This is a genomic window from Mesorhizobium sp. B4-1-1, from assembly GCF_006439375.1.
GTDB lineage: Bacteria > Pseudomonadota > Alphaproteobacteria > Rhizobiales > Rhizobiaceae > Mesorhizobium.
In genome coordinates this window covers 115,945-128,000 of record NZ_VFTH01000010.1, presented here as the reverse complement: position 1 = coordinate 128,000, position 12,056 = coordinate 115,945, and the positions used below count along the sequence as shown (strand labels likewise).

Below are 12,056 nucleotides of genomic sequence, written 5' to 3'. Positions count from 1 at the left end.
GGACGTGAATCACCCCTCAAATCTGGCCGGGCCAGTTGCCGGCCTGTAGCAGGAAACCGACCCCCAGAGGCCGAAAAGCGAAGCCTGCCAAAGGCTTTCCGGCGCTGGCATAAAGCGAAATTTCATGGCTGCCATGAAACGCATTGATGGCCACCTGCTTCTGTCGTCGGCTTGAACCGTGATAGTCGTTCGGCAGGACTGAATCGGATTGCGAGATCAATGAGCGTTCAAACGACCGGCGAACCCGTTCAGGATCCCCCCAAGCACGGCCGCATCCAGGCGATCGACATCCTGCGCGGCATCGCGTTGATCGCGATGGCGAGCTACCACTTCACCTGGGACCTCGAAAATTTCGGCTACACCACGCCAGCCCTCACCGCCTTCGGCTGGTGGAAATTCTACGCGCGCTGCATTGCCTCGACCTTCCTGTTCCTGGTCGGGGTCAGCCTCTTCCTCGCCCATGGCCGTCAGATCCGCTGGCCAGGCTTCTGGAAGCGTTTTGCCATGGTTGCCGCGGCGGCGATCGCCATTTCGACGGTCACTTATTTCGTCACCCCGGACGGATTCATCTTCTTCGGCATCTTGCACGAGATCGCGCTGGCGAGCCTGCTCGGCCTTGCCTTTCTCAGGCTGCCCTGGCTGCTGACGGCCATCATCGCCGCCGCTGTCATTGCAGCCCCCTACTATCTGCGCTCGGAGCTGTTCGACCATCCGGCGCTGTGGTGGGTGGGCCTTTCCGCCAGCAACCCGCGTTCCAACGACTATGTGCCGCTTTTCCCATGGTTTGGCGCGGTGCTTGCGGGCGTGGCCACGGTGAAGCTCGCTTCGGCGTCGGGCTTGCTCGCCCGCTTGGGAACATGGGCGCCCGGCCGCTGGTCGAACCCGCTGACCTTCATCGGCAGGCACAGCCTTGCCTTCTACCTGATCCACCAGCCGCTTCTGTTCGGCTCGGTATGGCTGTTCTCGCAAGTCATGCCCGCCGCCCCTCAGGATAAGGAAGCGGGCTTCCTGCCGGCTTGCCAGGCACAATGCGAACAGCAGCGGGACAGCAAGTTCTGTACGAGCTATTGTGGCTGCATGCTGGACACGCTGAAGGGCGAAGGGTCTCTCGACAAGCTCTACGCCAACGACCAGTCCAGCGTCTGGAAATCGCACCTGGCCGACCTGGCGGAAACCTGCACCGCCGCGACGGAGGACCAGATGGAGGGAGGGCAGCAATGACGGGCATCGTAAAATCCAGACACGGGATCATTCCCTGGCCGCCGGTGATCTATGTCGTGGCGATCGCGCTCAGCGTCGCACTCGGCATGCTCTACCCGCTGCCTTGGATCGGCGACATCTTCGGCGATCTCCTGTTCGGCGTCGGCTGGGTGGCGCTGTTCGGCGTCGCCATGCTGTGGATCACGGCCATCCGCGCCATGTTCAAGGCCAAGACGACGCTCGACCCCAATGCCGAGCCGGACCACCTGGTGACGTCCGGCCCCTTCGGCATCACCCGCAACCCGATGTATCTCGCCAACACGCTGCTGCTGATCGGCGTCGCCTTCATCACCGGCATCGCCTGGTTCCTGATCTTTGCCTTTCTCGCCGCCTTCGCGACGCAGAAGCTGGCGATCGAGAAGGAAGAAAAGATCCTGGCGGCGAAGTTCGGCAAGAAATACCGCGACTACGCAAAAAGGGTACGCCGCTGGATCTGAGCGGGTTTAGGTATTCACACCCAGCTCAGCCAGCCGCTCCACGCAGGACTCTTCAGCCTGGTCCAGCTCGGCCAGCGTCTCCTCCAGGTCGCGCCGCTTCTGGCGCAGGTCCTCGCGTTTCTCTTCGATGCGCTTGATCATCAGCTTGAGCTGGCCGACCTCACCGGGCGGCTCCTTGTACATCTGGATGATCTCGCGGATCTCGTTGATCGAGAAGCCGAGCCTTTTTCCGCGCATGATCTGGCGAATCAGGTGCCGGTCGGACGGCCGGAACAGCCGCGTGCGGCCGCGCCTTACAGGCTGCACCAGCCCTTCGTCCTCGTAAAAACGCAACGTCCGCGTCGACACGTCGAACTCGCGTGTCAGCTCGGTGATCGTATAATATTCCCGCATTCCTGCTCCCAAGCCCGGGCATCGCCGCTTGGAGCGTCGCCCTTCCCTCCGATCAGACCCATCCCGCGCCGGAATCGGCACGTGACCCCGGGGCAACCTCGCACGGCATTTACGTAAAAGTCAATTAACGTGCGCCCATGGTAGTGGGTCAGTTTGAATTTACCGAGTTGGTCGGCGGCGCGTGCCTCTCGGGCTAAAGCGTTGATAGGAACGCAGTTGTGAGAAGGCTACATAAGCCAACAACCCACAGAGCGATCAAGACTTTTACATCTCTTTTCCGGTGAATGAAGAAGTAGCTAAGATACCGTCCTTGCCTATCCATGAGATGCCAGTCTTTGAGAACTATTCGACTGATAAAGATAAGAAAAAGGATTATGGGTATGATGGTACTGAATCCAAACAGGTTGGTGAGAAACCCATTTTGGCCTACCATCTGTTGCATAACACTGCTCCCCAATGCGCTGGTCCGATACGGGTTCTAAGCCCGACCCACTACCGCGCCCATTGATTTAGGGCACCCTAAACCACCACGTCGCCAGCCCCAGGAACGCGAAAAAACCGACACAGTCGGTGACCGTGGTGACGAAGACCGCGGAGGCCACCGCCGGATCGATCTTGAAGCGGTCGAGCACCAGCGGGATGAGGATCCCGGCCAGTGCGGCGGCAAACATGTTGATGATCATCGCCGCCGCGATGATGCCGCCCAGATTGGGGTCGCGGAACCAGAAACCGGCGACCATGCCGATAAGCACCGCGAACACCATGCCGTTGATGAAGCCGACGCCGACCTCGCGCCGGATGATGCGCGCCGCGTTGTAGATATCGAGGTCCCTGGTCGCCAGCGCGCGCACGGTCACCGTCATGGTCTGCGAACCGGCATTGCCGCCCATGCCGGCGACGATCGGCATCAGCACCGCCAACGCCACGATATGCTCGATCGTGCGATCGAACAGGCCGATCACCGAAGCGGCGAGGAAGGCGGTCACAAGGTTGACCAGCAGCCAGGGCACGCGCGAGCGCGACGTGGCGAGCACCGTGTCGGACAGTTCCTCGTCGCCGACGCCGCCCATGCGCAGAAGGTCCTCTTCCGCCTCCTCCTGGATGACGTCGACCACGTCGTCGATGGTCAGCACGCCGACCAGCCGCCCGTTCTCGTCGACCACGGCGGCGGAAAGCAGGTTGTATTGTTCGAACTCCCGTGCCGCCTCTTCCTGGTCCATCGTGGCCGGGATCGCATGCAGGGTCTCATGCATGACCTCCTCGACCTTGACCGCGCGCCTGGCGCGCAGGATCTGGTCGAGGTCGATGGCGCCGAGCAGCTTGAAGCTCGGGTCGATGACGAAGATCTGGCTGAAGCGCTCGGGCAGGTTCTTGTCCTCGCGCATGTAGTCGATGGTCTGGCCGATCGTCCAGAACGGCGGCACGGCGACAAACTCGGTCTGCATGCGCCGGCCGGCGGTCTCTTCCGGATAGTCGAGCGCGCGCCGCAGCCTGATGCGTTCGGTGAAAGGCAGCTGCGACAGGATCTCGTCCTGGTCTTCCTTCTCGAGGTCCTCGAGGATGTAGACGGCGTCGTCGGAATCGAGCTCCTGCACCGCTTGCGCGATCTGCGCGTTGGGCAGGTTGTCGACGATGTCGAGGCGGATCGCCTCATCGACCTCGGTCAGCGCGGAGAAATCGAAATCGGAGCCGAGCAGCTCGACCAGCGCTCGGCGCTGTTCGGGGTGAAGCGCCTCCAGCACATCGCCGAGCTCCGACTGGTGCAGATCGTCGACTTCGCGCTTGAGGGTGATCGTGTCGCGGTCGGCGATCGCCGCGCCGATCTTGACAAGGAAGGAGGCGCGCACGGCGCCGTCCTCGCCATAGATGTCGGCATGATGCTCCTCGGCGGGCGCGGCGCCGGTCGTCTGTCTGTCCTGCCCTTCCACCAGCGCCTCCCGCAACGAGGAATCCCGAAGTGAGGTCTAGTGCATGATCCCGAAAAGTGGAAACCGCTTTTCTCGGGAAATCCAAACCCTGTGGGGCAGATAGCGCGGCAATAGGATTCGTCTTGGAAAGATGTCGCTCTAGCGCACGGAATAGCCAAGGAAATGTGGCGGTTGTCTTCGACGCGCATCCCACAGGAGCAGCATACGGCACCCGCGCCGCAGGCGCGACAATCGCTTCAGCCGACGCGACAGCGCATGTCGCTGGGGAAAGAGCACCTCTGCCCCATTGAGGCAGAATTGTCATGATGCATGATCCAGCAGGATCAGCGCATCGCTAAACAGTCCGAGGACAAACGCTGCCCTTGAACATCAAGTCCGCAAAGACGAACCAAGGAAATACCGAGCGGCGCGTTCGCGTGGTCGTTGCCGAGCGCAATCCGTTCGTTGTTTCGGCGCTGCGCGAAATGCTGGAATGCGACGGGCGTTTCGATTTGCTCGATGCCGTGTACAGCGGCGCGCAATTCCTGGAACTGGCCGCCGCCACGAAATTCGATGTCGCCGTCGTCGGCTGGAAGCTCGCCGATATGGATGGAGCCGACGTCCTTACGGAAATCCAGAGCCGCGAGCTTAGCGTGCGCATCACGATCTTTTCCAACGACCACGATATCGGCATCCTGAAGCAATGCGTACGTCTTGGCGCGCAGGGCTACTGCTTCCAGTTCGACGATCCGCCAGTGATCTTCGAGACCATCCTTGCGGTCGCGCATGGCCGCATCTGCATCCCCTATATCGACATCAACAAGGTCAACGACACGCCATTGTCGCGGCTCACCGTGCGCGAGCGGGAATTGCTGGCGGTGCTTTCCGACGGCTGGACCAACCTGCAGATCGCGACGCGGACCGGGATTTCCGAGAACACGGTGAAGTATCACCTGAAGAATCTCTACGACAAGCTGGACGTGCGCAACCGCGCCATGGCCGTCGCGCTCTATTCCAGCGAGAAACGCCGCACGTCCAAACCGCCTTTCGGTTAGGCCGCCCGGGTAGGCCAATCGGGTAGGACCAACCCACCCGCAAGGGCCAACAACTTACCCGGCAAGGTGTTGTTGCAAGGCCTCATCGAAACGAAACTGCCTCCACAATCCCAAACGATCGGAGGAGTTTCGCGCATGGCTGGGTTCACGCATCTTTTCATCCCGGGGCCCACCAACATTCCCGAGCAGGTCCGGCAGGCCATGAACCTGCCGATGGAGGATATGCGCGCCGCCTCCTTCCCCGACCTGACCTTGCCGCTGTTCGAGGACATCAAGAAGGTCTTCAAGAACGAGACCGGCCGCGTCTTCATCTACCCCTCCTCCGGCACCGGCGCCTGGGAAGCGGCAATGACCAACGTGCTCAGCCCCGGCGACAAAGTGCTGATGTCGCGCTTCGGCCAGTTCTCGCATCTGTGGGTCGACATGGCCGAGCGCCTCGGCTTCGAGGTCGAAATCATCGACTGCGAATGGGGCACCGGTGTTCCGCTCGAAATCTATGCGGAGCGGCTGAAGGCCGACAAGGCGCACCTTATCAAGGCGGTCTTCTGCACGCAGAACGAGACCGCGACGGGCGTCACCAGCGACGTCGCCGGCTGCCGCGCCGCGCTCGAAGCCGCGAACCACCCTGCTCTTCTTTTCGTCGACGGTGTTTCCTCGATCGGCTCGATCGACTTCCGCCAGGAGGAATGGGGCGTCGACTGCGCCGTCAGCGGCTCGCAGAAAGGTTTCATGCTGCCGGCCGGCCTCGGTTTCCTGTCGGTCAGCAAGAAGGCGCTGGCCGCCTCGCGCCTTTCGACGCACCGGCGCTGCTTCTTCTCCTTCGAGGACATGATCCGCGCCAACGATGCCGGCTATTTCCCCTACACACCGGCGACTCAGTTGCTGCGCGGCCTGCGCGCCTCGCTCGACCTGATCGAGGAGGAGGGGCTCGACAACATCTTCGCCCGGCACCATCGCCTTGCCGAAGGCGTGCGCAAGGCGGTCGACGCCTGGGGCCTGAAGCTCTGCGCCAAGGCGCCGAAATGGCATTCCGACACGGTCAGCGCCATTATGGTGCCGGAAGGCATCGACAGCGGCGATGTCGTCAAGCGCGCCTACCAGGCCTACCAGACGTCGCTCGGCGGCGGCTTGAACAAGGTGTTCGGAAAAGTCTTCCGCATCGGCCATCTCGGCTGGCTGAACGAGGTGATGGTCTGCGCCTCGCTGTCGGCGGCCGAAATGGCGCTGCTCGATTGCGGCGTGCGCCTCGCGCCCGGCTCGGGCGTGGCCGCGGCGATCGAGCACTTCCGCCGCACGGCCGGCGTCCCTGTCGCCAAGGCGGCGTGAGGAGCGCACCATGAGCCACACCATCAACCATCTGAAAAAGCTGAGACTCCAGCGCAGCGAGCTCGCCGTCCCGGGTTCGAGCCCGGAGATGATCGACAAGGCGGCGAACAGCGCCGCCGACTTCGTCTTCCTCGATATCGAGGATGCGGTCGCGCCACCCGACAAGGAGCGCGCCCGCAAGAACATCATCCAGGCGCTCAACGACATCGACTGGCGCGCCAAGGGCAAGACCGTCTCGGTGCGCATCAACGGCCTCGACACCCATTACATGTACCGCGACGTCGTCGACGTCATGGAACAGGCCGGCGACCGGCTGGACACCATCCTGGTGCCTAAGGTCGGCGTGCCGGCCGACCTCTATATGGTCGAGGCCATGGTCAACCAGATCGAGATGGCCAAGGGCTTCAAGACCCGCGTCGGCCTCGAAGCGCTGATCGAGACGGCGCTCGGCATGGCCAATGTCGAGGCGATCGCCGCCACGCCCGGCCGGCTGGAAGCGATGCATTTCGGCGTCGCCGACTATGCCGCCTCGAACAAGGCGCGCACCGTCAACATCGGCGGGCTCAACCCCGACTATCCCGGCGACCAGTGGCATTTCGCGCTGTCGCGCATGACGGTCGCCTGCCGCGCCTATGGCCTGCGCGCCATCGACGGGCCGTTCGGCGATTTCTCCGACCCCGAAGGCTACAAGGCCGCCGCCCGGCGCGCCGCAGCACTCGGCATCGAGGGTAAATGGGCGATCCATCCCTCGCAGATCGCCCTGGCCAACGACGTGTTCTCGCCGCCGGAAAAGGAAGTCACGCGTGCCCGCCGCATCCTCGAAGTGCTGAAGGAAGCGGAAGCGCTCGGCAAGGGCGCCGCCGCCCTCGACGGCAAGATGATCGACGCGGCGTCGGAGCGTATGGCGCGCAACGTGCTGGTGGTCAACGAGGCGATCGAGCGCGCCGGTCAGCAGCACGCTGCCGCGCAATAGAAAAATACCGGGAGGACAAGATGGACATCCACGAATACCAGGCCAAGGAACTGCTTGCCCGCCACGGCGTGCATGTGCCGCGCGGCGGCCTCGCTTATAGCCCCGAACAGGCGACCTACCGTGCCAGGGAGATCGGCGGCGCGAAATGGGTGCTGAAGGCGCAGGTCCATTCCGGCGCGCGCGGCAAGGCCGGCGGCATCAAGCTCTGCTCGAACGACGAGGAAATCTCCAATGCGGCCGAAGCCATGCTCGGGCGCAAACTGGTGACCCAGCAGACCGGCCCGCGCGGCAAGCTGATCTCGCGCCTCTATCTCGAGGAAGCCGTCGATATCGCGCAGGAGCTCTATCTCGGCTTCGTGCTCGACCGCAAGGAAGAGCGCGTCATGATCGTGGCGTCGGCGGCCGGCGGCATGGAGATCGAGGAGATCGCCGAGACGGCGCCGGATTCGATCATCCGCGCCACCGTCGATCCGGGCGTCGGCATGCAGCGCTTCCAGGCGCGCGAGATCGCCTTCGGCCTCGGGCTCGAGGACAATCTGATCGGCAAGGCGACCGAAACCATCCTCGGCTGCTACCGGGTGTTCCGCGACTACGATGCCACGATGCTGGAGATCAATCCGCTGGTGGTGACGCGCGACGGCAGCCTCGTCGCGCTCGACGCCAAGATGTCCTTCGACGAGAACGCGCTGTTTCGCCGCCCGGAAATCTCCGAGCTGCGCGACAAGAGCCAGGAAGACCCGCGCGAGACCTTCGCCAGCGACCGCGGCCTCTCCTATGTGGGCTTGGACGGCAATATCGGCTGCATCATCAACGGCGCCGGCCTCGCCATGGCGACGATGGACATGATCAAGATCGCCGGAGGCGAGCCGGCCAACTTCCTCGACATCGGCGGCGGCGCCTCGCCGGAGCGGGTGGCGAAATCCTTCCGCGCGGTGCTCGGCGACAAGAATGTCGAGGCCATCCTAGTCAACATCTTCGCCGGCATCAACCGCTGCGACTGGGTGGCCGAAGGCGTCATCAAGGCGATCCGCGAGGTCGGCGTCGATGTGCCGCTGGTGGTGCGCCTTTCCGGGACCAAGGTCGAGGAGGGGCGCAAGATCCTAGCCGATTCCGGCGAGGCGGTGATCGTCGCCGACACACTGGCCGAAGCCGCCGAAAAGGCCGTCGCGGCCTGGCGCGAAGCCACCAAGAACAAAAAAGCAGCCTGAGGGAGGTCGAGAAATGGCAATCCTGCTCAACCGCAGCACGCGCGTCATCGTGCAAGGGTTCACCGGCAAGATCGGCAGCTTCCATGCCGATGACATGAAGCGCTACGGCACCAAGCTGGTCGGCGGCGTCACCCCCGGCAAGGGCGGCCAGACGCATCTCGGCCTGCCTGTCTTCAACACCGTCAAAGGCGCGGTGCGCGAGACCCGCGCCGAGGCGAGCATCGTCTTCGTGCCGCCGCCCTTCGCCGCCGATTCGATCATGGAGGCGGCGGACGCCGGGATAAAACTCTGCGTCTGCATCACCGACGGCATCCCCTCGCAGGACATGATGCGGGTCAAGCGCTACATGCGCCGCTACCGCTTCGAGGACCGCATGCGGCTGGTCGGCCCCAACTGCGCCGGCGTCATCACCCCCGGACAGGCGCTGATGGGCATCATGCCGGGCAGCATCTATCTGCCCGGACGCGTCGGCATCGTCGGCCGCTCCGGCACGTTGGGTTACGAGGCGGCCTCGCAGATGAAGGCGCTCGGCATCGGCGTATCGACCAGCGTCGGCATCGGCGGCGATCCCATCAACGGCTCGTCCTTCAAGGATATCCTGCAACTCTTCGAGCGGGACGACGACACCGACGCCGTGGTGATGATCGGCGAGATCGGCGGCCCGCAGGAAGCCGAAGCCGCGATCTGGGCGCGCGACAATATGCGCAAGCCCCTGATCGCCTACATCGCCGGGCTTTCCGCACCGAAGGGAAGGCGCATGGGCCATGCCGGCGCGATCATCTCCGCCTTCGGCGAGTCGGCGCAGGAAAAGGTCGAGATCCTGAAGGAAGCCGGCGTCGTCATCGTGCCGACCCCCGCCTCCTTCGGCGAAGTGGTGGCCGATACGCTGGCGCGGACGAAGAAGGCGGCTTGATCGGTCCAGCCTGATGGCCTTGGATTGGTTGGGAATTCCAGGCGGCGGCGGTCTTCATGACCCGCCGCCGCTTTCGTTTGGCGAGCAAGACGCACGACAGTCGCCTGCCAGCGCCGGATTCCATTGGCTTTTGGGGAGATTTTGGTGCGGTCGAGAAGACTCGAACTTCCACGGGTTGCCCCACAGCGACCTCAACGCTGCGCGTCTACCAATTCCGCCACGACCGCACGTGGTAGGAGCCGGAACCGTCCGGCTCGGGGCCTGTAGCAAATCGTTTCCGGCGAAACAAGTGCGCTGGGCGGAATATTCGCTCATGCATGTCGCCCAAAAGCGCGCAGCGGTTTTGGGCGCACGACATGCATCGGACAAAGTGGCTGGCATAATGCCTTGCAACCGCGCAATGAGGCTGCCGAACTGGACGTTTCGGCCGTTTGCCGCCATATGAAGGGAAATGCATGTCGCCCAAAAGTGCAAAGCGGTTTTGGGATGACATGCATGAGCTAGAACCGATCATGCCATGACAGAACGCAGCCAGATCGCCACGTCGTTCCTGCCCCTGCCCGGCTCGGCGCCGGTCGAATGGGTGATAGAGTCCGGCCTGACCGCTTATCCCGACGCGCTCGCCTTCATGGAGGCTCGCGCCGAAGCGATCCGCAGCGGCGCGGCAGGCGAAATGGTCTGGCTGGTCGAGCATCCGCCGCTCTACACCGCCGGCACCAGCGCCCGCATCGAGGATCTTATCGACCCCGACCGGTTCCCGGTCTTTGCCGCGGGCCGCGGCGGCGAATACACCTATCACGGCCCCGGCCAGCGCGTGGCCTATGTCATGCTCGACCTGAAACGCCGGCGCGAGGACGTCCGCGCTTTCGTCGCCGCGCTCGAGCAATGGATCATCTCCACGCTTGCCGCCTTCAACGTGCGCGGCGAGCGGCGCGAGGACCGCGTCGGCGTCTGGGTGGTGCGGCCGGATCGCCCTGCCCTGCAGGACGGCTCACCCGCCGAGGACAAGATCGCGGCAATAGGCATCCGGCTGCGGCGCTGGGTGAGCTTCCACGGCATCGCCATCAATGTCGAACCGGAACTCGGCCATTTCAGCGGCATCGTGCCCTGCGGCGTTTCGGACCACGGCGTGACCAGCCTTGTCGATCTCGGCCTGCCCGTCACCATGGCAGATCTCGATCTGGCGCTGAAATCCGCCTTCGAGGATGTGTTCGGGCCTGCCGCAGTTTCGGTCGCCGAGCCTGCTCGCAAGGCCGGCTGAACGTCGCTCCGCCTGGAGTGTGTTGAGATTCAGGTCAGGCCGGACTCATCTGAATATCAACATGCTCTACATCAGCTGCGCGGATGCCCACAGCATCCCGTAGCCATGGATGACAAAGACGGCGAGCAGCGCGCCGGCCATGGCCAGCCGGTCGAAGGTCTTGATCGGCTTCAGCTCGTGTCGGGGCTTCACGCCGCTGCCCACGGTGATCAGGCTGAGGATCGCGAACACCGCGCCGGCGATCAGCAGGAAGCTCGGCGAAAAACCGGCCCGCCAGCCGAGCGCCAGAAGCGCCGAGAGCAGCAGGAAGGACGCCAGCGCGAGTGCTGCCGGCCCCGGGCAGATCTGGCGCAGCACCTGGCCGCCGTCGAATTTCCACACCGGCACCAGATTGGCGATGTTGAACAGCGATGCACAGCCGGCGAGCGTTGCCAGGAGCATGGCGACAAGCCGATGTCCCTCGCCGTTGGCGAAGCCGCTGGCGGCGATCAGCACGGGCACCAGGAAAGCGGAGAAGCCTGCGCCCATAAGCGCCACGAAAGCGACCTCGAAGCGGCTGTCATAGGGCCTGCCGCCGATGGCGATGCCGCCAAGCAGCGGAATGAAGATCATCCGTGCCCGGCGATGCCCCGTCAGCCGGAAGGCCGCCATGTGGCCGAGCTCGTGCAGGGCGACCACCGAGGTCAGGATCGCGGCAAGGGCCAGGCCGCCGATATTGAGGCCGAAGAACGGCCACAGGATCAGGGCCGAAAGCACGGCAAAGCCGATCTGGCTCAGCGGATGCTCGAACCAGCCGCCCTTGCGATACGTGCCGGTAGCCGCCCAGACGTCCAGCTTGCCGAGCTCGCGGCGCATGGCGAAGAAACGGAAGACCAGGAACGCGACGCCGCGGTAGCGATCGGTTTGAGTAAGCGTGACCCGCGTCGCATCACCCTCGGGCAGGAGTTCGGCGGTCTCGCGATAGTTTGCCCAGAACGACGGATCGAGCGCAGTGTCCTCGATAACCCGCATCGAAAAGCGGCTGCCTTCCCTCACATCCTCGAACCGAGCCTTGCGTTCGATCGGCCGGTCGTCGCGCCCTTCCCAGGACAGCTTGATCAGCGCCGTCCCCTCGCCGTCCAGCGGCCCGGCGGACAGGATCTCGCCGGACCATCCGGCGTCGCCGCCAAACGGCCACAGCGCCTTCCAGAGGCGATCGCGGTCGGCCTTGATCACGCGGCTGACCGTCACCGTGCGCAGTCCTAGCGGCACGGTCATCAAAAGAAAGATCAGTCCGAGATTGCCGGCCACGAGGGTGACCGTGACGATGACCGACACCGAATT

The 12,056-nt window shown here is 63.8% G+C and carries 12 protein-coding genes and 1 tRNA gene; 8 read left to right on the top strand and 5 right to left on the bottom strand.

The genetic code is table 11. The annotated features are described in order from the left end of the window. Positions 1-16: 16 nt before the first annotated feature. Positions 17-220 (bottom strand): hypothetical protein, encoded by a 204-nt coding sequence (locus FJW10_RS16205; protein WP_140784732.1) that lies wholly within the window; start codon positions 218-220, stop codon positions 17-19. On the opposite strand from FJW10_RS16205, the gene FJW10_RS16200 reads away from it, so the two are divergent. Next, complete coding sequence (locus FJW10_RS16200) at positions 220-1,221, top strand: DUF1624 domain-containing protein (protein ID WP_140784731.1); 1,002 nt, start codon at positions 220-222, stop codon at positions 1,219-1,221. The genes FJW10_RS16205 and FJW10_RS16200 overlap by 1 nt on opposite strands. Then, positions 1,218-1,697 (top strand): isoprenylcysteine carboxylmethyltransferase family protein, encoded by a 480-nt coding sequence (locus FJW10_RS16195; RefSeq protein WP_140784730.1) that lies wholly within the window; start codon positions 1,218-1,220, stop codon positions 1,695-1,697. The genes FJW10_RS16200 and FJW10_RS16195 overlap by 4 nt, the downstream gene beginning before the upstream one ends. A gap of 6 nt (positions 1,698-1,703) precedes the next feature. Here the strand turns inward: FJW10_RS16195 and FJW10_RS16190 are convergent, their stop codons facing one another. Next, positions 1,704-2,090 (bottom strand): MerR family DNA-binding transcriptional regulator, encoded by a 387-nt coding sequence (locus FJW10_RS16190; protein ID WP_027168973.1) that lies wholly within the window; start codon positions 2,088-2,090, stop codon positions 1,704-1,706. A gap of 509 nt (positions 2,091-2,599) precedes the next feature. Beyond that, positions 2,600-4,018 carry a magnesium transporter gene (gene mgtE, locus FJW10_RS16185; RefSeq protein ID WP_140900852.1) on the bottom strand — a complete coding sequence of 473 codons (1,419 nt, stop codon included), beginning with the start codon at positions 4,016-4,018 and terminating at the stop codon, positions 2,600-2,602. A 362-nt stretch (positions 4,019-4,380) separates the two neighbouring features. On the opposite strand from mgtE, the gene FJW10_RS16180 reads away from it, so the two are divergent. The 5 genes from FJW10_RS16180 (at position 4,381) to sucD (ending at position 9,472) form a co-directional block, all read left to right on the top strand. Further along, positions 4,381-5,052 carry a response regulator transcription factor gene (locus tag FJW10_RS16180; RefSeq protein WP_140900851.1) on the top strand — a complete coding sequence of 224 codons (672 nt, stop codon included), beginning with the start codon at positions 4,381-4,383 and terminating at the stop codon, positions 5,050-5,052. Between the two features lie 135 nt (positions 5,053-5,187). Then, the gene (locus FJW10_RS16175; protein ID WP_140900850.1) at positions 5,188-6,378 is read left to right on the top strand and encodes an aminotransferase class V-fold PLP-dependent enzyme; all 1,191 of its coding nucleotides are present in this window, start codon (positions 5,188-5,190) and stop codon (positions 6,376-6,378) included. A 10-nt stretch (positions 6,379-6,388) separates the two neighbouring features. Continuing rightward, positions 6,389-7,351: a CoA ester lyase gene (locus tag FJW10_RS16170; RefSeq protein WP_140900849.1), complete on the top strand. Its 963-nt coding sequence runs from the start codon at positions 6,389-6,391 to the stop codon at positions 7,349-7,351. Between the two features lie 20 nt (positions 7,352-7,371). Next, positions 7,372-8,559 (top strand): malate--CoA ligase subunit beta, encoded by a 1,188-nt coding sequence (locus FJW10_RS16165; protein WP_140784725.1) that lies wholly within the window; start codon positions 7,372-7,374, stop codon positions 8,557-8,559. Positions 8,560-8,572: 13 nt separating this feature from the next. Further along, positions 8,573-9,472, top strand: a complete 900-nt coding sequence (sucD, locus tag FJW10_RS16160; RefSeq protein WP_040981997.1) for a succinate--CoA ligase subunit alpha — start codon at positions 8,573-8,575, stop codon at positions 9,470-9,472. A gap of 142 nt (positions 9,473-9,614) precedes the next feature. Here the strand turns inward: sucD and FJW10_RS16155 are convergent. Next, a tRNA-Leu gene (locus tag FJW10_RS16155) sits at positions 9,615-9,699 on the bottom strand. Positions 9,700-9,989: 290 nt separating this feature from the next. Here FJW10_RS16155 and lipB point away from each other — a divergent pair. Further along, positions 9,990-10,733: a lipoyl(octanoyl) transferase LipB gene (lipB, locus tag FJW10_RS16150; protein WP_140900848.1), complete on the top strand. Its 744-nt coding sequence runs from the start codon at positions 9,990-9,992 to the stop codon at positions 10,731-10,733. A gap of 66 nt (positions 10,734-10,799) precedes the next feature. On the opposite strand, the gene FJW10_RS16145 is transcribed toward lipB, so the two are convergent. After that, entirely contained in the window at positions 10,800-12,050 is a 1,251-nt protein-coding gene (locus tag FJW10_RS16145; RefSeq protein ID WP_140900847.1) for an SRPBCC family protein, read from the bottom strand. Positions 12,051-12,056: the final 6 nt, after the last annotated feature.

Coding starts and splice junctions, on each gene's coding strand:
- sucD (WP_040981997.1), top strand. CDS start 8,573: ATGGCAATCCTGCTCAACCGCAGCACGCGCGTCATCGTGCAAGGGTTC.
- FJW10_RS16190 (WP_027168973.1), bottom strand. CDS start 2,090: ATGCGGGAATATTATACGATCACCGAGCTGACACGCGAGTTCGACGTG.
- FJW10_RS16170 (WP_140900849.1), top strand. CDS start 6,389: ATGAGCCACACCATCAACCATCTGAAAAAGCTGAGACTCCAGCGCAGC.
- lipB (WP_140900848.1), top strand. CDS start 9,990: ATGACAGAACGCAGCCAGATCGCCACGTCGTTCCTGCCCCTGCCCGGC.
- FJW10_RS16200 (WP_140784731.1), top strand. CDS start 220: ATGAGCGTTCAAACGACCGGCGAACCCGTTCAGGATCCCCCCAAGCAC.
- FJW10_RS16175 (WP_140900850.1), top strand. CDS start 5,188: ATGGCTGGGTTCACGCATCTTTTCATCCCGGGGCCCACCAACATTCCC.
- FJW10_RS16195 (WP_140784730.1), top strand. CDS start 1,218: ATGACGGGCATCGTAAAATCCAGACACGGGATCATTCCCTGGCCGCCG.
- FJW10_RS16165 (WP_140784725.1), top strand. CDS start 7,372: ATGGACATCCACGAATACCAGGCCAAGGAACTGCTTGCCCGCCACGGC.